This window comes from Yoonia sp. BS5-3 (assembly GCF_038069655.2).
Taxonomy (GTDB): Bacteria; Pseudomonadota; Alphaproteobacteria; order Rhodobacterales; family Rhodobacteraceae; genus Yoonia; species Yoonia phaeophyticola.
Genome location: NZ_CP150951.2, coordinates 2,627,684 through 2,646,664, shown reverse-complemented (window position 1 = coordinate 2,646,664; position 18,981 = coordinate 2,627,684). Strand labels below are relative to the sequence as shown.

Sequence of the window (18,981 nt, the reverse complement as noted above, 5' to 3'; positions counted from 1 at the left end):
GCAGTTCTTGACCCAGTGCGGCATATCCGCTATCCGCAGACACGGCAAAATTCGCCGACGACGCGGGACGCTCGGAACAATGCGTCCTTTCACCTTTGCGGACCGAAACCGCAGAAATAGGACGTATATGACCAAATTTACCGACCTGAACCTTGATGCCAAGGTTCTCAAAGCCGTAGCTGAAACCGGCTATGAAAGCCCGACACCTATTCAGGCGGGCGCCATTCCCCCCGCTTTGGAAGGCCGCGATGTACTGGGCATTGCCCAGACCGGGACAGGCAAAACCGCCAGTTTTACGCTGCCCATGATCACACTTTTGGGCCGCGGCCGTGCACGGGCGCGGATGCCGCGCAGTCTGGTGCTGGCACCAACCCGTGAACTGGCCGCCCAAGTGGCCGAGAATTTCGATGCCTATGCCAAATACACCAAGCTATCCAAGGCTTTGTTGATCGGTGGCACCAGCTTTAAGGACCAAGATAAAATCATCGACAAAGGCGTTGATGTACTGATCGCCACCCCAGGCCGTTTGCTGGACCACCTGGAACGCGGCAAGCTGATTCTGACCGACGTGAAGGTTATGGTGGTGGATGAGGCCGACCGGATGCTTGATATGGGGTTCATTCCCGATATTGAGGAAATCTTCAAACGCACGCCCTTCACCCGCCAGACCCTGTTTTTCAGCGCCACCATGGCGCCTGAGATTGAGCGGATCACGAATACCTTCCTGTCCAACCCGGCCAAGATCGAGGTCGCCCGGGCCGCGACCACGAATGACAATATCAAACAGGGTGTTGTGATTTTCAAAGGGTCCGAAAAGCGCAAGGAACCTTCTGAAAAACGCGCCCTTTTGCGCGCGCTGATCGAAGCCGAAGGTGAGGCCTGCACCAATGCGATCATCTTCTGCAACCGCAAGTCTGACGTCGATATCGTTTCAAAATCCTTGAACAAATACGGCTATAACGCGGCCCCGATCCATGGTGATCTGGACCAGTCGCACCGCACCCGCACATTAGAGAAATTCCGCGACAACGAACTGCGGTTCCTAGTCGCCTCTGACGTGGCCGCGCGTGGCCTAGACATTCCGGCCGTAACCCACGTGTTCAACTTCGACGTGCCCAGCCATGCCGAAGATTACGTGCACCGGATCGGACGCACTGGCCGCGCGGGCCGTAGCGGCACCGCGATCATGATCTGCATCCCACGCGATGAGAAGAACCTCGACGATGTGGAAGCCCTGGTCAAACAGGAAATCCCCCGTCTCGACAATCCGACACCTGCCGAACCGGCCAAGGAAGAGGCAGAGGAAAAGCCCAAGCGCAGCCGCAGTCGGCGCAAGAAGGAAGATGTTGCCGCACCCGAGCAGACGGAAACACCTCCAAAAGACGCCGCGCCTGCCCGCGAAGAAAAACCGCGGCGCGAACGTAATCGCGGACGCGGTCGGAACGAGCCCGAGGTCGTTGGCATGGGTGATGAGCCGCCTGCATTTATCGCACTAAGCTTTGCCGAACGCGCGAAGGTCTGACCGGCTTTATCTGATAATGCGGTCAGCTGTGAACCTGCCTTGGCCGCGCAGATACCTTGGCGCGATCATTGCGTAATCCTGGATTGCTTGAAGGGGGCCAAAATTCCTTCAGGTTTTGATAATTATTCTATGCCATTCCAGACGCTATATCTTTGAGATGGAATGCGCATGGCTTTTGCAACTTCAGTCGTCGATCGTAGATCAGCGCGCCGATACACAGGTTTTGCTGTGGCGCGCGTACGCACGAAGACCTTCGATTTTTCCTGCAGGGTCGTCGACATTTCGGCAACCGGTGCGAAGATCGGGGTCGCCCCTTCCCTGATCTCCAGCTTTCGTGAAGATGAATGGGACCTCGTCATCGACCGTATTGGTCGCCTCCGCGCCAAGAAAATTTGGCAACGAGGCTCTGAATTTGGATTGCAATTCGTCACCAGCGCCGGAAAGAAAGCAAGTCTTGAAAACACGTTGAACAGTCTTGCCGACGCAGGCACCATCCGGCTGCTCGATGGCTAATAGTCACCGTTTGGGCGTGTAAGTCCGCCATTGGCGCTTGGCCCGGCCAAGAAACTTGCCCGGGCACGTCATCTGTTGGCTGATCTAATTATTGCACTCGCGTCCACGTCCCGCCATCGCGGCAAATCCCTAGCACGCAACCAGAGACCGACAGGCTGTTGCCGTTCAGCTGCAGCCGCGAATTATAGGTCTTGTCCCGATCGGGCGAATAGACTTTGCCGCGATACTGCCCGCCGCCGCTGGGCGTTGTTTCGGAAATGATGTTCCGGCCAGTGAAGTTCGAAGCAATCTCATTGCCCGATGCATCGAAGGACCGCACAAGTGTCCCGCAAAGCGCAGGCCCACATGGCGCAACCTGAATATGCCCGAAATTACCGTTGTCATCTTGCGCAGTCTGCCACAGGCCTTCCAGCGGGTCAGCAAAAGCCGCCCCTGCAAATGCGATCGCGCCAATAGCGGCCATCATGATCTTTTTCATCTCGTCTCCTCCCTGAGAAATTGAATGCAGCATGCGCCCTGCCCCTATTTGGGATCAACTATAACGTTGGGTCCGAACGCCACATTGCATTCTCTTAGGCCCCGTGCATAAAACACGCAAAATGACGAAAGGCTTGCCATGATCCTCTACCCTGCAATCGATCTTAAAGACGGGAATGCCGTCCGGCTTGTCCATGGGGATATGGATCAGACAACCGTTTTCAACGATGACCCCGCGGCCCAGGCACGTGCCTTTGTCGACGCGGGCTGCGAATGGCTGCATCTTGTGGACCTCAACGGCGCCTTCGCCGGTGAGCCCGTAAACGCCGCCCCGGTTGAGGCGATCCTGGCCGCCTGCCCCGTTCCTGCGCAATTGGGTGGCGGCATCCGGGATATGGCCACGATTGAACGCTGGCTGGATAAGGGGCTTGCCCGTGTGATCCTGGGCACTGTGGCGGTCGAAAACCCTGATCTGGTGCGCGAAGCGGCCCGCGAATTTCCGGGCAAGGTCGCCGTGGGCCTTGATGCGCGCAACGGCAAAGTCGCAACGCGCGGCTGGGCCGAAGAAACCGATGTGATGGTCACGGATCTGGCAAAATCCTTTGAGGATGCGGGCATCGCTGCGATCATCTACACTGATATCCTGCGGGACGGGGCGATGAAGGGCCCCAATATCGACGCGACGGCTGACCTGGCCCGCGCGGTTGAGATCCCGGTGATTGCATCGGGCGGTGTTTCTTCCATGGCGGACCTGTCGGCGCTGAAGGCCACCGGCGTGATCTCAGGCGCGATTTCGGGCCGCGCCTTGTATGATGGGGCCATCGATCTTAGCTCTGCATTGGAGACCTTGAAAGGATAGGACATGGCCCAAGTACGCGCCACCGAACTTCCCGAAATCAGCGCCCTGCATCAACGCAAAGCCGCAACTGATTTTCTTGATTGTTTCAGCGTCCCATCCACCATGTCCCCGCGCCAGGCCGGCGAGATTATTACAGATTTTCCAAGCTGGGGCCGGTTTCTGCTGGTCATCCGGCGCATCGTAACCGCCCCTTTCGGGCTGAACAATGATGGGCCGGACTCCGCCGATAAGATCGGGATTTTCCCCGTGGAAAGCGAAACGGAAACCGAAGTGATTGCCGGGTTTGACGACAAGCACCTCGATTTCCGTGTTTCTGTCCTCAGCCATGAAGGCAAAGTCCACCTTGCGACCTGGGTGTCGCCCAACAATATCGGTGGGCGCATCTACCTGGGGGCGATCATGCCATTCCACATTGCGATCGCGCGCAACGCGCTGGCAAGGGTGGCGCACGCTACTGGCTGACGGCCTTATCCGTCAGCATGTTCAGCGCGCCGTTCACGCGACCGACAACTTCGGCATCGGCGGGGATATCAAGCCCATCGAACAGCTCTTCTGCTGAGGACCAGGTCAGCTGCGTGTTTCCGTCTGCGTCCTGATAGGCCAGCACGCGAAGCGGCAGGACCAGACCGGCGCGCAAATCGGCCTCCATCGCAAGCGTTCCCAAAGCCGGATTGCCAAAGATCAGCAATTGCGCGTCAGGAATGGATTTGCCGACATTCTCGGCCCCTTGTGCGTGATCGACACGGGCGAACACGGTCGCGCCAGCGCCAGCAACGGCGGCCTCAAGGGCGTCGATTGTGTCACCGACAGAATGCGGCGATGGTTTGATCATGTCTTGCGCCCAACTTGTTGTTGCAGAAAGCCCAATCAGGGCTGAGGCAATGAGGTATTTCATGTGATGCTCCCTATTCCAGTGGGGGCTGGTTAACATCTTGCTCTTCCCATTTCCTGCTATTCCTCCTAGACCTCACGGTATGTTGAAAACCCGCATCATCCCCTGCCTGGACGTCGCCGAAGGGCGCACGGTCAAGGGCGTAAATTTTGTTGATCTGATCGATGCTGGCGATCCAGTGGAACAGGCCATCGCCTATAATGCGGCTGGCGCGGATGAATTGGTGTTCCTGGATATCAAGGCCACCCATGAAAACCGGGGCACGATGTTTGATCTGGCCACCCGCACGGCAGAGCAGTGTTTCATGCCCCTGACCATTGGCGGCGGCGTGCGTACGCATCACGATGTGCGTGATCTGCTTTTGGCGGGCGCAGATAAGGTCAGCTTTAACTCTGCCGCTGTGGCCGACCCCAATGTCGTGGCAGAGGCCGCGATGCGCTTTGGCTCGCAATGTATTGTGGTCGCCATCGACGCAAAGACCGTATCCCCGGGAAAATGGGAGATTTTCACCCATGGCGGTCGCCGGGGAACCGGTATTGATGCGGTCGATTTCGCCCGCAAGGTGGTTGAAAAAGGCGCCGGTGAGATCTTGCTGACCTCAATGGATCGCGACGGAACAAAGGCCGGGTTCAACCTGCCCCTGACCCGCGCCATTTCGGATGCGGTTGAGGTCCCGGTCATTGCTTCGGGCGGTGTTGGTACGCTGGACCACCTTGTCGAAGGCGTCACCGAAGGCGGCGCATCGGCTGTGCTGGCCGCGTCCATCTTTCACTTTGGCACTTACACAATCGGGCAGGCCAAAGACCATATGGCCGCAGCCGGCATCCCTGTGAGGCTCTCATGACCCTGAATGAACTGGCAGATCTCATCGCGTCCCGCAAAGATGCTGACCCTGAAACCAGTTGGACGGCCAAACTGCTGTCCAAGGGCCCCGAAAAATGCGCTGAAAAATTTGGTGAAGAAGCGATCGAAGCCGTCATTGAGGCCGTGAAGGGCGACAATATCGGTCTGACGGCTGAGGCTGCTGATGTTTTGTATCACCTGCTTGTCATGCTGACCGCGCGTGGCGTCAGTTTCGATACGGTGATGGCAGAGTTAGCACGTCGGCAAGGTGTCTCAGGCATTGCCGAAAAGGCATCGCGCTAGATTCGCGCCGATACGCGACCCGTCACAAACCCGCCCATGCGTAATTCGTCAAACAGACGTTGATATTCGATCTTCGGACAGCGGTCTTGGATCACATCAACGCCGCGCGCAGTCGCTTTGGCGGCGGCCTCGGCATGTTCGACCCCGATTTGCATCCAAATCGTCTGTAAACCCGGCCAGCGCGCCAATGCTGCATCAACAATAGCGGGCACGGCGTCAGGCCGCCGGAAAATATCCACCATATCCACATCAAACGGGATCGCAGCCAGATCGGCATAGACCGTTTCGCCAAGCAGCTCTTGCCCGGCCAGCCCCGGGTTCACCGGGATCACCCGATAGCCTTTCAGCCCAAGATAGCGGGCGACGTAGTAGCTGGGACGAACCGGATTGGATGACACACCCACAACCGCGATGGTTTTGGTTCGTGTGAGAATCCCGCGCAGATGATCATCCGTATAGGTCATGCAAAAAGCCTAGCAAAATATGCCCCTTATAATAATACCCCCCGTAAAAAAGGCGCCCGACCTGAGCCGGGCGCAGTTTCGGAACGAGGGACAGTAAGTTGAGACACGCATGTTCCGTTGCGGGCCTCCGTGATACATACTTAGGGTGTAATGCCCGTGTCGGAATACATGCTCAGCGAAACGTGAACGGCGTGTCAAAATTTGGCTAAGGCGCGTGATCAGCCCAGCAAAAGCGCGGGCCAGTGCAAATCGGCATCTGCGATATGCTGATCGGGATCATCAAGCCACTGTTCGCGCACGGTGGCTGAATGGGTCAGATAAAGCCTGCCATCATGGATCGCCCACATTTCAGGATCGCTATAGGCCACCTCGCCCCGTGAAAGCGCCATCGCGCAATAGCCGCCATATCGAGGCGCGTAGGCATGTGGATCACGCTCAAACAGGGCCAGGTTCTCTGCCGATGCGAATTGCCAAACCGCCCGGCGCCAGCCGATACGATAAGCAGATGCGCCCAATGCCGGCTCTGCATCACGAAAATAAGCGACCGGATCATAGCCGCAGATCGCCAGGCCGGATTTTGCAAAAATCCGGGAGGGTCCTGCCAATGCCGGTCCCGCAAAGGCGGTTGCAGTAAGGGTGGCAAGTATGTGGCGGCGGGTGATCATGGTGTAGGCAGCTCCTGCATGGGGTCGATTCCCCTTTAATATGCATAGAGCATGCCCCGACGCCTAGGTGCCTCTCCAAGCCGTGACCAGAGGTGATAAGTGGTCAGTCAAAGACCTCATCCACGACATCTTCGATGACGTCCCAAAGGCCCGACACGACCCGGCTGCCGAAGCTCTTGCGTTTCTTTTCTTTTTTTGCACGGGGGTCGTCGTGTTTTGGGGGCTTGGACGACCGCTTTTTACCGCCACCGTCCTTTGGTAACATTTTCATCGCATGAAGCGGAGCGCCGCAGGCATTGCAGCTTAGCTCATGCCGTTCCTTGCCGCGCAGCACCAACGCCGCACGATTCCCGCAATAGCAACATGTCGTAATCTTGGTCGCGCCCATTTAGCTGCCTTTCGCCGCATAAAGTGCCACAGCCGCAGCATTTGAGACGTTCAAAGACCCAAAGCCCGATGCCGCATCAATCTTGACCAATTGATCGCATGTCTCTTTGGTTTTGTCACGCAGGCCCGGCCCCTCGGCGCCGAGCACCAAGGCAACAGCGCGGTCACTTTTGCCCGCAAGAGCCGTTTCAATCGTTGTGTCCGCCTCGCCATCAAGGCCCAGCACCATATATCCCATAGCCCGTAGCGCCTCCATCGCATCGGCAAGGTTCCGCACCCTTATATAGGGTTGCCGTTCCAATGCGCCACTGGCGGTCTTGGCCAAAGCGCCCGTTTCCGGCGCGGCATGGCGCTGCACGGCGACAACGGCGCGTGCGCCAAAGACCTCTGCGGAGCGCAGAATCGCGCCCACATTATGCGGATCGGTCACCCGGTCGAGCAAGACAATACGCGGCGGTGTTGGCCCCTCGCCCAGCGCGACATCCTCCAGGCTACCCCAATCAAGCGGTTTCACCTCAAGCGCGGCCCCCTGATGGACAGATTGCGGATCAAGCGGCGCTGCAAATTTACGCGGGTCGGAAATTTCCGGGGTCAGGTCCACCTTGGTGACGGCATCGCCCAGCCGCTCAAGCGCATTGCGGGTGACAACAAGACGCAGTTTGACCCTGTCAGGGTTTTCCAATGCGTCGCGTACAGCGTGCAAACCAAAGAGCCAAACGGTCTCATGCGCGGCGGCCCGTTTGGCTTGTTCCTTGGCGATGACCCATTTTGGCTTTTTCATGCGATCTTCCATTTTTGGCGGATATATCCGAGCCGATACCTGACAAATCGAAGACTGTGAAGCGCGGTCTACTTTTGCGGTTGACGGCCTAAAGGGTCGCAGGTAATCAGCCCGTCAGTGGGCGACAGGCCGCAAGGTGTGGCAGGGGACTGTAACTCCCTCGCGGAGACGCACGCCTGGTTCGATTCCAGGGTCGCCCACCACTCATCCATAACAGACATTTGAATTTGCGTGCTATTGCCAGCGCCCAAACACGCCTTTGGTATATTTGCGGTCGCGGAAAGCCTGTTCTGACCGCGACCGCGCAGATGTATCACCGGTCTCTTACGTCCTCCTTGAACCGCTCACCGACAAATCGCCGCACGGGATTACCGCGTTCCAATGCATGATGCAGTTTGTTCTGATCGTTTTTGCGCATCTCCTGGTCAGCACTCTGTTGTGCATCGGCGAGGCTTTGCAGCCGTTCCAATGCCAACGCTTTATTGCGGTGCTGAGACCGAGCCTCGCGGACAACAACCCTCAAACCTGACGATTTGTGCACTGCGCGCACGGCACTATCGGTTGTGTTTTGGTGCTGCCCGCCGGGACCACCGGCACGCAGGGTTGAGAAGGTAACATCCGCAGGCCGGATATCCGCGGCCCGCCCCGGATGCTGTGCAAGCGTAAAGACCCCAACGAACCAATTGGCCCGCTTGTGATGCTGACGCAATTGACTTTGCATGCGCCACTGGATCGTCCCGACCCAAGACGTCGCGAATGCCTGACGCCCAGGACCATGGACAACGGCAACGGCCGATCTGGGTCCATGTTTGCCTTCTGCGCGGTGCACAGACAAGCTAAGGCCGAACATCTCGGCCTCATCCTGCATCCGGTCAAGAATATGCCCGACAGCCTGATTACATTCAGCCGGACCATCGCCCGCTGTGACAAGCAATGAAAGGTGATCTGCTTTTTGCATCACATATCCCCCCGGCGCGTTTTCTTGAAGGTGATCAAAGGGTTCAACGTCGCGATGCGCCGCGCCACACCCAGGCTTTCCAAGTCGGACAGGACAGTTTCGGCAGATTTATAGGCTTGCGGTGCCTCTTCGATCAGCATGTCCTTATCTTCACAGATGACCCGGCCACCGAATGGCGTCCGTTCCATCGCTGCGATATCAGAGCGTTTACCGCGCACCCGGCCATGCATCGAAGACCTATCATAACGCCGCCCTGCCCCATGGGCCAATGATGCCATAGCGCCTGGTAGCCCCAACGGCGCAACCAAATAGCTGGACGTCGCACGCGACCCTGCGACGGGCACAATATCGGCGGCCATAGCGGCGCCTTTGCGGTGCAACCAGCCACCTTGAATGTCCGAGAGGATGTTGTGCGGCACATCGCTGATCAACCGGACATCCGCCCGAAGCGCATCTGCTGCCCGCTCGGCAATAATTTGGCGGTTCAATCTGGCCCATTGTACGGCGATATCATGCGCTGCGATGTAATAAGCCGCATCAACGCCACCCGGCATCAGCCCATCGAACGCCCCCTGAGGCAAGGCATTCAGCGTCGCCTCGCCCAATCCACGCGACCCCGAATGTACAAGCAGATATGTCAGGCTGTGATCCAGATCGCAACCCTCTTGCACCTCGGCAATGGTCTGTACCTCGCAGAAATGATTGCCGCCGCCGATCGTCCCCAACGCATTGGCGCTTCGATCAACCGGAAGGCCGAGCTGTTCCAAACGCGCAAATTGCGACCCATCCATTGGATCGCCCAACGATCTGATCCGCCGCACCGCCTTTTCCAGCTTCAGCTTGCGCGCAGGAAGATCAAGTTGAAACAACGACATACCGCAGCCGATGTCGTTTCCGATCAATTGCGGATAGATTCGGTCCGCTAACACGGCACAGCCCACCGGGCCATATTTGCCCGGATGAAGGTCCGGAAAGGCCGCGATACGCTTGACCCCCGCCCATGTGCTGACGTGATGAAGTTGATCCTCAGCCCGGCCTTCGATCCATGCCTCGGATGTATAAAATTGTGTGATGGTCGCGCCAGTCTGCGATGCAGACCGGCCGCCATCCATAGCAGGATTGCCCATGTGAAATGGTCCTATGTTCGTAAATTTTGGATTGGCCAACGGCCAGTATCATCACAGCAGGTCAGGTCCCTGACTTAAGTTGTGATGCGCCCGCGAAGGGTTGCGATCTGACTGGTCATTTGTTGCCCTCCTTTGTTGGCGTTACGAATAAGGTCTTTTGACCTGCACCAGCGCAGTTATGCCGCCCTTGCGATTCGTGCAAACCTAAAATTGAACGCAGCAACAGGTGTTGTACTTTTGCTGGGGTGACACGTTTGATCGGTGCCGCTTGGGCCGCATCGTGGCAGCTTTCCAACGATCAAAGATGTGCCGCCAGCCGCAAAGCTTGTTCTGCCCTGCCCCCCGACATATCTGACAGATGCAAAACTGCAGGAGCCATCATGCCCAAACCGAACCCCACCGCGCTTGAATTTCTCATGACCCGGCGCTCGCGCCCGGCCAAGACCCTGACAACACCGGTGCCGGATCGGGCGATGATTGAAACGCTGTTGACGGCGGCCGCCCGCACTCCGGATCATGGGAAGCTTGAACCCTGGCGCTTTATCGTTCTGCAAAAGGGCGCTTTGGCCCGGCTTGCGCAACTGATCCCCGCACGCGGCGAGGCCCTGCAAATCGATCCAGACAAGATCATCAAAGCCCGCGATCAATATGCCAATGCCGATCTGGCCATTGCGGTGGTCAGCAGCCCCAAACCGTCGGAAAAGATCCCGCAGATTGAACAGGTCTATTCAGCAGGCGCCGTTTGCCTTGCGCTGCTCAACGCGGCCCTTGCAGCCGGCTGGGGGGCAAACTGGCTGTCCGGTTGGGCCAGCCATGACCGCGATTTCATCCGTGACGGGCTGGGGCTTGCCCCGCATGAAAACATCGCCGGTTTCATCCATCTCGGCACAGAACAAAGCGCCCCGCCCGAACGGCCACGGCCCGATTTGGCAGCCATCACCACATGGGTTGACGCGTGATCCTATCCGCATTTTTCAAAGCGCTTGCACAGCTGCCCGACCGCCGATTTCGCCGCGTCCTTTGGCGCGGCATCGGTTTAACCATTGCGCTGTTGATCGGTGTTTATGCAGGTCTTTTGCAACTGATCACATGGCTCATCCAAGAGCCGATCAGCCTGCCCATCGTCGGCGAAATCACCTGGCTGGGTGATCTTCTGGGCGTTGGATCATTTCTGATGATGATCGTTTTATCGATCTTTTTGATGGTCCCGGTCGCATCGGCGATCACATCGCTTTTTCTTGATGAGGTCGCCCAGGCAGTGGAAGATAAGCACTTCCCACATCTGCCGGACGTCCCCGGGATCAGCTTTGGCGACGGGCTGCGGGATACGGTCAATTTTCTCGGCGTGTTACTGGGCGCCAATATCTTGGCTTTTGGGCTTTATCTTGCGCTGCCCTTTGCGGCCGTGTTCATCTTTTATGGGCTCAACGGCTATTTGCTGGGACAGGAATATTTTCAACTGGCCGCGATGCGGCGGATCGGGCGGGATGCCGCGCGCGAGATGCGCAAAAAGCACCGGGGGAAGATCTGGTTGGCCGGATGTCTGATGGCCGTGCCGCTCTCATTTCCGCTTATCAACTTGGTGATCCCGATCTTGGGTGCTGCGACCTTCACCCATCTTTATCATCAGATCAATCAGCGCTGATCGCCGGGGTCGACATCCGGTCGAACCAATCGATATCGCGCACAGTGATGACGCCCGAAAGGATCGTGCCTGCGATCACGGCCCAAATCGGCAAAGCCCACATGGTTGTGATCTTGGCCTTGCGCCCGATCTGCGCATCCGCTGGGGCCGAGGCATGGGTGCCGGGAACCACCTCGCCCGTGTCCCCTTGCGAGGTCATGTGCAAAGGCAGCACGATGAAAAACACCATCGCCCAGACGACGGCAAATAGAACAAGTGCTGAAACGGGTCCCATCAGGGCACTCCTTTAGATCAACCAATACAGCTTACATACGCCGGTTGCGCCGCGGGGCAAGGTGTCAAACTTGTTCAAGCTCAATCAGGCATCCATTGAAATCCTTGGGATGCAGAAACAGAACCGGCTTGCCGTGGGCGCCAATCTTGGGCGCACCGTCGCCCAGAACCCGTGCGCCTTCCGCCAATAGATGATCGCGGGCAGCCAGGAGATCATCAACCTCGTAACAGATGTGATGGATGCCGCCAGCCGGATTTTTAGCTAAAAATCCGTGGATCGGAGACCCCGCACCCAGCGGATAGAGAAGCTCAATCTTGGTGTTGGGCAACGTGATAAATACGACAGTGACCCCATGGTCCGGCTCATCCTGCGGCGGGCCGACATCAGCGCCTAGCATCGTACGGTATTGCGCACTTGCCGCCTCCAAGTCAGGCACGGCAATGGCAACATGGTTAAGGCGACCAATCATAGCATTTCTCCTCGGGCGGGTTATGACCTGCCTTGGAAAAAGCTGCAACGTGCGTTCGATTTAAGGTTCTGTTCACCTTGAGATGGTTTCAATGCTTCCAGCTGCAAACCCAGAAGGGGGAATCGCCATGGATGCATTATCAAGCATGATGCCAATACAGGCGCCAACCGCGCGTCGACCATTGCTCGGGGTGACGGTTTTGGTTGTCGAAGACAGCCGCTACGCAAGCGAGGCCGTGCGCCTGATGTGCCTGCGGTCGGGGGCGCGGATCAGACGGGCCGATAGCCTGGAAACCGCCAAACGGCATTTGGCCGTCTATAGGCCAACCGTCGCATTGATCGATGTGGGGCTCCCGGATGGGTCCGGGTTGGCATTGATTGAGGCTCTGGCTTCGGCTGCACCGCGTATTGATGTGATTTTGGGGATCAGTGGCGAACCCAGCACCGAAGATGCGGTCATCGCTGCAGGTGCTGATGGATTTATCGCCAAGCCCATCAGCAATCTCGCCGCGTTCCAGCACGCCATTCTGGCGCATCTGCCGCAAGACCGACAACCCCCCGGGCCGCGTCTTTTGCAAGACGAAACGGTCAAACCTGATGATGTTGCCTATCAGGATGATCTTAACCATATCGCCCAGGTTCTGCGCGACGATGAAAGCTGTGACATTGAATATGTCACGCAGTTTCTAGGCGGCATCGCCCGCAGCGCGCGGGACGATGATCTAAACCAAGCCGTCCGCGATCTGATGAAGTCCCGGACCGATGGTACGAGTGTGAAACCAGATATGGATGCGTTATCTGAACTGGTGAACACACGGATCGCGGCTGCCGGTCCACTGTAAAGGGTCCGAAGATGTGGCCTTTTGGGCAAATCATTGCCCGCTACCAGGAAAAACCTTCCGGGTAGCGATGCAAGCCATCAAATTCAGCTTTGCCAACGAGGGCACCTTCTGCGCGGAGGATGGCAAAGGCCATGGATAAGTGAAACCAAAGATTTGGAAGCGCAAAATGCTGTAAATACGCGGTGCCCGATTGATCCAGATCGGCAAACCCGGCCCGATGCTGAATTCGGCGCTTGCCGGCTTCTGCAAAATCCGCAGGGGTCAATGCCGACACTTCTGCCTGGGCGCGCAGCAAAGCATCCCTCAGCGCAGGCGCATCTTTTCCAGAGCTGAGCTCTGGAACGTCCCGCCCGACAAGCGGGAAAGTTGCACGCAAGGCAAAACCGGCGACCAATTGAAACTGGGTCGCACAGTCGAACATGTTGGGATGCAGCCGCGCGGCCAGTTGATCCGGCGTCGCATGATCCAGCAAGACAAGCGCCTGATCAAGCGCTTGCCGGACAACGGGAACCGCCGCCTGATACATCAGTTTTCGGGCGGCAACACGCGCAAGCGCAGCTCGCGCAATTGTTCATTTTGCGGCTCTGACGGGGCGTCCATCATCAAATCTTCCGCACGTTGGTTCATCGGGAACATGATGACCTCGCGAATATTCGACGCATCGGCCAGCAACATCACGATCCGATCAATACCCGCAGCACAGCCACCATGAGGCGGCGCGCCATATTGGAACGCATTGACCATGCCGCCAAAGCGCTTGTTCACCTCATCTTCGCCGTAACCGGCAATTTCAAAGGCCTTGAACATGATCTCGGGGCGGTGGTTCCGAATGGCGCCCGACACCAGCTCATACCCGTTACAGGCCAGATCATACTGGTAACCAAGGACCTTCAGCGGATCGCCTTGCAGGGCCTCCATCCCACCTTGGGGCATGGAGAACGGGTTGTGTTCAAAATCGATCTTGCCGGTTTCCTCATCCTGCTCGTAAATCGGGAAATCCACGATCCAGGCAAAGGCAAAGCGGTTCAGATCGGTCAGACCCAATTCCTCGCCAATCACATTCCGGGCACGGCCCGCCACAGGTTCAAAGGCCTTCGGCTTGCCGCCCAGGAAAAACGCCGCATCACCCAGACCCAGACCCAGCTGCTGGCGAATGGCTTCGGTACGCTCGGGGCCAATGTTCTTGGCCAGCGGACCGGCGGCTTCCATGCCACCTGCGACCTCGCCAGATTTCAACTTGGCCTGAGCCTCTTTCACGGAAATACCCAGCTCTTGGGCGACCGCATCAGCGGTCTTTTCACGCCAGAAGATATAGCCCATGCCGGGCAACCCTTCTTTTTGCGCAAAACTGTTCATCCGGTCACAAAATTTGCGTGATCCACCGGTTGGGGCGGGAATGGCGCGCACCTCGGTGCCCTCTTGCTCCAACAGCTTTGCGAAAATCGCAAAGCCAGAACCGCGGAAGTGGTCAGAGACCACTTGCATTTTAATAGGGTTGCGCAGGTCCGGCTTGTCAGAGCCGTACCAAAGTGCGGCATCGCGATAGGAAATTTGCTCCCACGTCTGGTCAACCTTGCGACCGCCGCCGAACTCTTCGAAAATCCCGGCTATGACCGGCTGGATCGTGTCAAATACATCCTGCTGCTCAACAAAGGACATCTCCATGTCCAGCTGATAAAAATCCGTGGGCGACCTGTCAGCACGCGGATCTTCATCGCGGAAACAGGGGGCAATCTGGAAGTATTTGTCGTAACCAGACACCATGATCAGCTGCTTGAACTGCTGCGGGGCCTGGGGCAAGGCATAGAACTTACCCGGGTGCAGGCGTGACGGGACCAAGAAATCGCGCGCGCCCTCCGGCGAAGACGCCGTAATAATGGGGGTCTGATATTCGCGGAACCCGCTGTCCCACATGCGGCGGCGCATGGCTGCCACCACGTCCGAACGCAGCTTCATGTTGTTCTGCATCGCCTCGCGACGCAGGTCCAGATAGCGGTACTTCAGGCGGGTTTCCTCCGGGTATTCCTGATCCCCGAACACCATCAGCGGCAGTTCCTTGGCCGCACCCAAAACTTCAATTCCGCGAATGAAAACCTCAACCTCGCCGGTGGGCAGTTTGGGGTTCACCAGTTCCGGGTCCCGCGCCTTCACCTCGCCATCGATGCGGATACACCATTCAGACCGGACCTTTTCCACATCCGCAAAAGCCGCCGAATCCGGATCGCACAGTACCTGCGTAATCCCGTAATGATCACGCAAATCGATAAACAAAATGCCGCCGTGATCGCGCACGCGATTGACCCAGCCGGACAAACGGACAGTATCGCCGACATTGGCGGCGGTCAGATCGGCACAGGTATGGCTGCGATAGGCGTGCATTTTATCATCCTCAACGGGTTCAATCAGTCGGTCCGATACACCCCGTTGGCCGCCGCATGTCAACCTCCTGCTGCAACCTGCGCAAAATACGCAAGGTCTGGGCATCAAATTTCTAGAAATTTGATCCACGTCGCTTGCACCCAGACGCGCCATCCCTATAACGCAGAACAATTTGCATATTAGGGGGCACTGCCATGCCAAAGCGTAGCGATATCCAGTCGATCATGATCATCGGCGCGGGCCCAATTATTATCGGGCAAGCCTGTGAGTTTGATTACTCCGGTGCACAGGCCTGCAAAGCGCTGCGCGAAGAAGGCTACCGGGTCATCCTTGTCAACTCGAACCCGGCCACGATCATGACCGATCCAGGCCTTGCAGACGCCACCTATATTGAGCCGATCACGCCCGAGGTCGTCGCCAAGATCATCGAAAAGGAACGCCCCGATGCGCTGCTGCCCACAATGGGCGGTCAGACCGGTCTGAACACATCACTGGCGCTTGCCGACATGGGCGTTTTGGAAAAGTTCAACGTCGAAATGATCGGGGCCAAGCGCGAAGCCATTGAAATGGCCGAGGATCGCAAGCTGTTCCGCGAAGCCATGGACCGCCTCGGCATCGAAAACCCCAAGGCCACCATTGTGACCGCACCCGATGGCGATCTGGACGCAGGCGTCAAAATCGCTTTGGAAGCGCTGGAGGAAATCGGCCTGCCTGCGATCATCCGCCCCGCCTTTACCCTCGGCGGCACCGGCGGCGGCGTGGCCTATAACCGCGAAGAATACGAGTTCTTCTGCCGCTCGGGCATGGATGCCTCACCCGTCGGCCAAATCCTCGTCGACGAAAGCCTGCTGGGTTGGAAAGAGTTTGAGATGGAGGTCGTGCGCGACAAGGCCGACAACGCGATCATCGTCTGCGCCATCGAAAACGTCGACCCGATGGGCGTGCACACCGGCGACAGCATTACCGTCGCCCCGGCCCTGACGCTGACGGACAAAGAATATCAGATTATGCGCACGCACAGCATCAACGTGCTGCGCGAAATCGGGGTGGAAACCGGCGGGTCCAACGTGCAATGGGCGGTTAACCCCGCCGACGGGCGCATGGTCGTGATCGAAATGAACCCGCGCGTGTCGCGGTCCTCCGCGCTGGCCTCCAAGGCCACTGGCTTTCCCATCGCGAAGATCGCGGCGAAATTGGCCGTGGGCTACACGCTGGACGAGCTCGACAACGACATCACCGGCGTCACACCTGCGTCCTTTGAGCCGACAATCGACTATGTCGTCACCAAAATCCCGCGCTTCGCGTTCGAGAAATTCGCAGGATCCGAGCCCTATCTGACCACCGCCATGAAGTCGGTGGGCGAGGCGATGGCCATCGGGCGGACGATCCATGAGAGCATGCAAAAGGCGCTGGCCTCGATGGAAACCGGGCTTACTGGCTTTGACGATATCGAAATTCCCGGCGCGCCGGACAAGGCCGCGATCACCAAAGCGCTGGCCAAACAAACGCCCGACCGGCTGCGTGTCATCGCCCAAGCCATGCGGCACGGGCTGTCCGACGACGACATCCAGGCCGTCACCAGCTTTGATCCATGGTTCCTCGCCCGCATCCGCGAGATTGTCGACACCGAGGCGGATATCCGCAAAAACGGCCTACCCGTCGACGAAACCGGGCTGCGGGCCATCAAGATGCTCGGCTTTACCGACGCACGGCTCGCCACGCTGACCGGGCGCGACGAGGACCAGATCAGACGGGCGCGGCACAACCTTGGGGTCAAGGCCGTTTTCAAAAGGATCGACACCTGCGCGGCCGAGTTCGAGGCGCAGACGCCCTATATGTATTCCACCTACGAAACCCCCGTGATGGGCGAGGCGGAATGCGAGGCACGGCCCTCCGACCGCAAAAAGGTCGTCATCCTGGGCGGCGGACCCAACCGGATCGGGCAAGGGATCGAATTCGATTATTGCTGCTGCCACGCCTGTTTCGCCCTGACCGATCAGGGGTATGAGACGATCATGATCAACTGTAACCCCGAAACGGTCAGCACCGATTATGACACGTCCGACCGGCTTTACTTTGAGCCGCTCACATTCGAACACGTCATGGAAATTCTGCGAGTCGAACAGGACAACGGCACGCTGCACGGCGTCATCGTGCAATTCGGCGGGCAGACGCCGCTGAAGCTGGCGAATGCGCTGAATGATGCGGGTATCCCGATCCTGGGCACGACACCTGACGCGATTGACCTGGCCGAGGACCGCGAGCGCTTCCAGGATCTGGTCAACCGGTTGGGGCTGAAACAGCCCATTAACGGGATCGCCCATTCCGATGCCGAGGCGTTAGAGATCGCCGCGGGCATCGGCTTCCCGCTTGTGATCCGGCCTTCTTACGTGCTGGGCGGGCGGGCCATGGAGATCGTGCGCGATCAGGCCCAGCTCGAACGCTATATCTCCGAGGCGGTCGTTGTGTCGGGCGACAGCCCGGTGCTGCTGGACAGCTATCTATCCGGCGCGGTTGAGGTGGATGTTGACTGCCTGTCGGACGGGCAAAACACCCATGTCGCCGGCATCATGCAGCATATCGAAGAGGCGGGCGTGCACTCTGGCGACAGCGCCTGTTCCCTGCCGCCCTACTCGCTCTCGGACGCGATGATCGCCGAGATCCGGCGCCAGACCGAGGCGCTGGCTAAGGCGCTTAACGTCATCGGGCTGATGAACGTGCAATTCGCCGTCAAGAATGAGGTAGTCTACCTGATTGAGGTGAACCCGCGGGCCAGCCGCACCGTGCCCTTCGTGGCCAAGGCGACGGACTCGGCCATCGCGTCAATCGCCGCACGGCTGATGGCGGGTGAGCCGCTGTCAAACTTCCCGCTGCGCGCGCCCTACCCCGAAAATGACGACCCGATGGCCGTTCTGCCGCAGGGCGACGCCTTCACCCTCGCCGATCCAACCACGCCGTGGTTCAGCGTCAAAGAGGCCGTGCTGCCCTTCGCCCGGTTCCCCGGGGTCGATACGATCCTTGGGCCGGAAATGCGGTCCACGGGTGAGGTCATGGGCTGGGATCGGTCTTTCCCCCGTGCCTTCCTCAAGGCGCAGATGGGCGCAGGCACGCAGCTGCCCGAGGCGGGCACTGTGTTCATTTCGATCAAGGATGATGACAAGACTGCGCACATGCTGGATGCGTCAAGAACCCTCCTGTCGCTTGGTTTCAATATTCTGGCCACACGCGGTACCGCCGCTTGGCTGAGTGAAAACCAAATTGATTGCGAAGTGGTGAATAAGGTTTATGAGGGCGGGCTGACCATCGTCGACCGGCTGAAAGACGGGCATGTGGCGCTGGTGTTCAACACCACCGAAGGCGCGCAAGCGGTCGACGACAGCCGCGACATCCGCGCCGTCGCGCTCTACGACAAAATCCCCTACTTCACGACCGCCGCCGCCGCGCAAGCCGCCGTGCTGGCCATGCAGGCACGGGAAGAAGGGGACGTTGGGGTGCGTGCCCTACAAGGCTAAGCACGATCTCTATCCAATAACCCCTGACCGGGCCCAAGGCCCGGGCCGCCCCCGCCCCTCCCCTCGGGAG

The 18,981-nt window shown here is 58.4% G+C and carries 22 protein-coding genes and 1 tRNA gene; 11 read left to right on the top strand and 12 right to left on the bottom strand.

Annotated elements, in window-relative coordinates; genetic code table 11:
- Positions 1 to 127: 127 nt before the first annotated feature.
- Entirely contained in the window at positions 128 to 1,522 is a 1,395-nt protein-coding gene (locus tag AABB29_RS13420) for a DEAD/DEAH box helicase (RefSeq protein WP_373636569.1), read from the top strand.
- Positions 1,523 to 1,690: 168 nt separating this feature from the next.
- Positions 1,691 to 2,035, top strand: coding sequence for a PilZ domain-containing protein (locus tag AABB29_RS13415; RefSeq protein ID WP_341366430.1), 345 nt, complete (start codon positions 1,691 to 1,693; stop codon positions 2,033 to 2,035).
- A gap of 88 nt (positions 2,036 to 2,123) precedes the next feature.
- On the opposite strand, the gene AABB29_RS13410 is transcribed toward AABB29_RS13415, so the two are convergent.
- Positions 2,124 to 2,513 (bottom strand): DUF2147 domain-containing protein, encoded by a 390-nt coding sequence (locus AABB29_RS13410; protein WP_341366431.1) that lies wholly within the window; start codon positions 2,511 to 2,513, stop codon positions 2,124 to 2,126.
- A gap of 138 nt (positions 2,514 to 2,651) precedes the next feature.
- Between AABB29_RS13410 and hisA the strand changes: the two genes are divergently transcribed.
- Both hisA and AABB29_RS13400 read left to right on the top strand, forming a co-directional pair.
- Positions 2,652 to 3,371 (top strand): 1-(5-phosphoribosyl)-5-[(5-phosphoribosylamino)methylideneamino]imidazole-4-carboxamide isomerase, encoded by a 720-nt coding sequence (hisA, locus tag AABB29_RS13405; RefSeq protein ID WP_341366432.1) that lies wholly within the window; start codon positions 2,652 to 2,654, stop codon positions 3,369 to 3,371.
- Between the two features lie 3 nt (positions 3,372 to 3,374).
- Entirely contained in the window at positions 3,375 to 3,833 is a 459-nt protein-coding gene (locus tag AABB29_RS13400) for a DUF2867 domain-containing protein (protein WP_341366433.1), read from the top strand.
- Here the strand turns inward: AABB29_RS13400 and AABB29_RS13395 are convergent.
- Positions 3,823 to 4,266, bottom strand: coding sequence for a DUF302 domain-containing protein (locus AABB29_RS13395; protein ID WP_341366434.1), 444 nt, complete (start codon positions 4,264 to 4,266; stop codon positions 3,823 to 3,825). The genes AABB29_RS13400 and AABB29_RS13395 overlap by 11 nt on opposite strands.
- 79 nt (positions 4,267 to 4,345) lie before the next feature.
- Between AABB29_RS13395 and hisF the strand changes: the two genes are divergently transcribed.
- Together hisF and AABB29_RS13385 are read left to right on the top strand one after the other, a co-directional pair.
- Positions 4,346 to 5,107 carry an imidazole glycerol phosphate synthase subunit HisF gene (hisF, locus tag AABB29_RS13390; protein ID WP_341366435.1) on the top strand — a complete coding sequence of 254 codons (762 nt, stop codon included), beginning with the start codon at positions 4,346 to 4,348 and terminating at the stop codon, positions 5,105 to 5,107.
- Complete coding sequence (locus AABB29_RS13385; protein ID WP_341366436.1) at positions 5,104 to 5,409, top strand: phosphoribosyl-ATP diphosphatase; 306 nt, start codon at positions 5,104 to 5,106, stop codon at positions 5,407 to 5,409. The genes hisF and AABB29_RS13385 overlap by 4 nt, the downstream gene beginning before the upstream one ends.
- On the opposite strand, the gene AABB29_RS13380 is transcribed toward AABB29_RS13385, so the two are convergent.
- The 4 genes from AABB29_RS13380 to rlmB all read right to left on the bottom strand — a co-directional run bounded on the left by AABB29_RS13380 (position 5,406) and on the right by rlmB (position 7,706).
- The gene (locus AABB29_RS13380) at positions 5,406 to 5,873 is read right to left on the bottom strand and encodes a CoA-binding protein (protein WP_341366437.1); all 468 of its coding nucleotides are present in this window, start codon (positions 5,871 to 5,873) and stop codon (positions 5,406 to 5,408) included. The two genes, AABB29_RS13385 and AABB29_RS13380, sit on opposite strands and share 4 nt — an antisense overlap.
- Before the next feature lie 218 nt (positions 5,874 to 6,091).
- A complete protein-coding gene (locus tag AABB29_RS13375; RefSeq protein ID WP_341366438.1) occupies positions 6,092 to 6,538 on the bottom strand; it encodes a YHS domain-containing (seleno)protein in 447 nt (148 codons plus the stop codon).
- A gap of 103 nt (positions 6,539 to 6,641) precedes the next feature.
- A complete protein-coding gene (locus AABB29_RS13370) occupies positions 6,642 to 6,926 on the bottom strand; it encodes a hypothetical protein (RefSeq protein WP_341366439.1) in 285 nt (94 codons plus the stop codon).
- On the bottom strand, positions 6,927 to 7,706 hold the full coding sequence (rlmB, locus tag AABB29_RS13365; protein WP_341366440.1) for a 23S rRNA (guanosine(2251)-2'-O)-methyltransferase RlmB: 780 nt from the start codon (positions 7,704 to 7,706) through the stop codon (positions 6,927 to 6,929).
- A gap of 119 nt (positions 7,707 to 7,825) precedes the next feature.
- Between rlmB and AABB29_RS13360 the strand changes: the two genes are divergently transcribed.
- A tRNA-Tyr gene (locus AABB29_RS13360) sits at positions 7,826 to 7,909 on the top strand.
- Between the two features lie 110 nt (positions 7,910 to 8,019).
- Here the strand turns inward: AABB29_RS13360 and prfH are convergent.
- Both prfH and AABB29_RS13350 read right to left on the bottom strand, forming a co-directional pair.
- The gene (gene prfH / locus AABB29_RS13355; protein ID WP_341366441.1) at positions 8,020 to 8,664 is read right to left on the bottom strand and encodes a peptide chain release factor H; all 645 of its coding nucleotides are present in this window, start codon (positions 8,662 to 8,664) and stop codon (positions 8,020 to 8,022) included.
- On the bottom strand, positions 8,664 to 9,791 hold the full coding sequence (locus AABB29_RS13350; RefSeq protein WP_341366442.1) for an RNA ligase RtcB family protein: 1,128 nt from the start codon (positions 9,789 to 9,791) through the stop codon (positions 8,664 to 8,666). Before AABB29_RS13350 ends, prfH begins: the two co-directional genes overlap by 1 nt.
- Before the next feature lie 380 nt (positions 9,792 to 10,171).
- On the opposite strand from AABB29_RS13350, the gene AABB29_RS13345 reads away from it, so the two are divergent.
- Complete coding sequence (locus tag AABB29_RS13345) at positions 10,172 to 10,750, top strand: nitroreductase (protein WP_341366443.1); 579 nt, start codon at positions 10,172 to 10,174, stop codon at positions 10,748 to 10,750.
- A complete protein-coding gene (locus AABB29_RS13340; RefSeq protein WP_341366444.1) occupies positions 10,747 to 11,436 on the top strand; it encodes an EI24 domain-containing protein in 690 nt (229 codons plus the stop codon). Before AABB29_RS13345 ends, AABB29_RS13340 begins: the two co-directional genes overlap by 4 nt.
- Here AABB29_RS13340 and AABB29_RS13335 read toward each other — a convergent pair.
- Positions 11,423 to 11,710 carry a DUF1467 family protein gene (locus AABB29_RS13335; protein WP_341366445.1) on the bottom strand — a complete coding sequence of 96 codons (288 nt, stop codon included), beginning with the start codon at positions 11,708 to 11,710 and terminating at the stop codon, positions 11,423 to 11,425. The two genes, AABB29_RS13340 and AABB29_RS13335, sit on opposite strands and share 14 nt — an antisense overlap.
- Before the next feature lie 64 nt (positions 11,711 to 11,774).
- Positions 11,775 to 12,179, bottom strand: a complete 405-nt coding sequence (mce, locus tag AABB29_RS13330) for a methylmalonyl-CoA epimerase (protein WP_341366446.1) — start codon at positions 12,177 to 12,179, stop codon at positions 11,775 to 11,777.
- 127 nt (positions 12,180 to 12,306) lie between these two features.
- Between mce and AABB29_RS13325 the strand changes: the two genes are divergently transcribed.
- Positions 12,307 to 13,020, top strand: coding sequence for a response regulator (locus AABB29_RS13325; RefSeq protein WP_341366447.1), 714 nt, complete (start codon positions 12,307 to 12,309; stop codon positions 13,018 to 13,020).
- 40 nt (positions 13,021 to 13,060) lie between these two features.
- On the opposite strand, the gene AABB29_RS13320 is transcribed toward AABB29_RS13325, so the two are convergent.
- Positions 13,061 to 13,546 (bottom strand): DUF1993 family protein, encoded by a 486-nt coding sequence (locus tag AABB29_RS13320; protein WP_341366448.1) that lies wholly within the window; start codon positions 13,544 to 13,546, stop codon positions 13,061 to 13,063.
- Entirely contained in the window at positions 13,546 to 15,399 is a 1,854-nt protein-coding gene (aspS, locus tag AABB29_RS13315; RefSeq protein ID WP_341366449.1) for an aspartate--tRNA ligase, read from the bottom strand. The genes AABB29_RS13320 and aspS overlap by 1 nt, the downstream gene beginning before the upstream one ends.
- 194 nt (positions 15,400 to 15,593) lie before the next feature.
- Between aspS and carB the strand changes: the two genes are divergently transcribed.
- The gene (gene carB / locus AABB29_RS13310; RefSeq protein WP_373636568.1) at positions 15,594 to 18,911 is read left to right on the top strand and encodes a carbamoyl-phosphate synthase large subunit; all 3,318 of its coding nucleotides are present in this window, start codon (positions 15,594 to 15,596) and stop codon (positions 18,909 to 18,911) included.
- Positions 18,912 to 18,981: the final 70 nt, after the last annotated feature.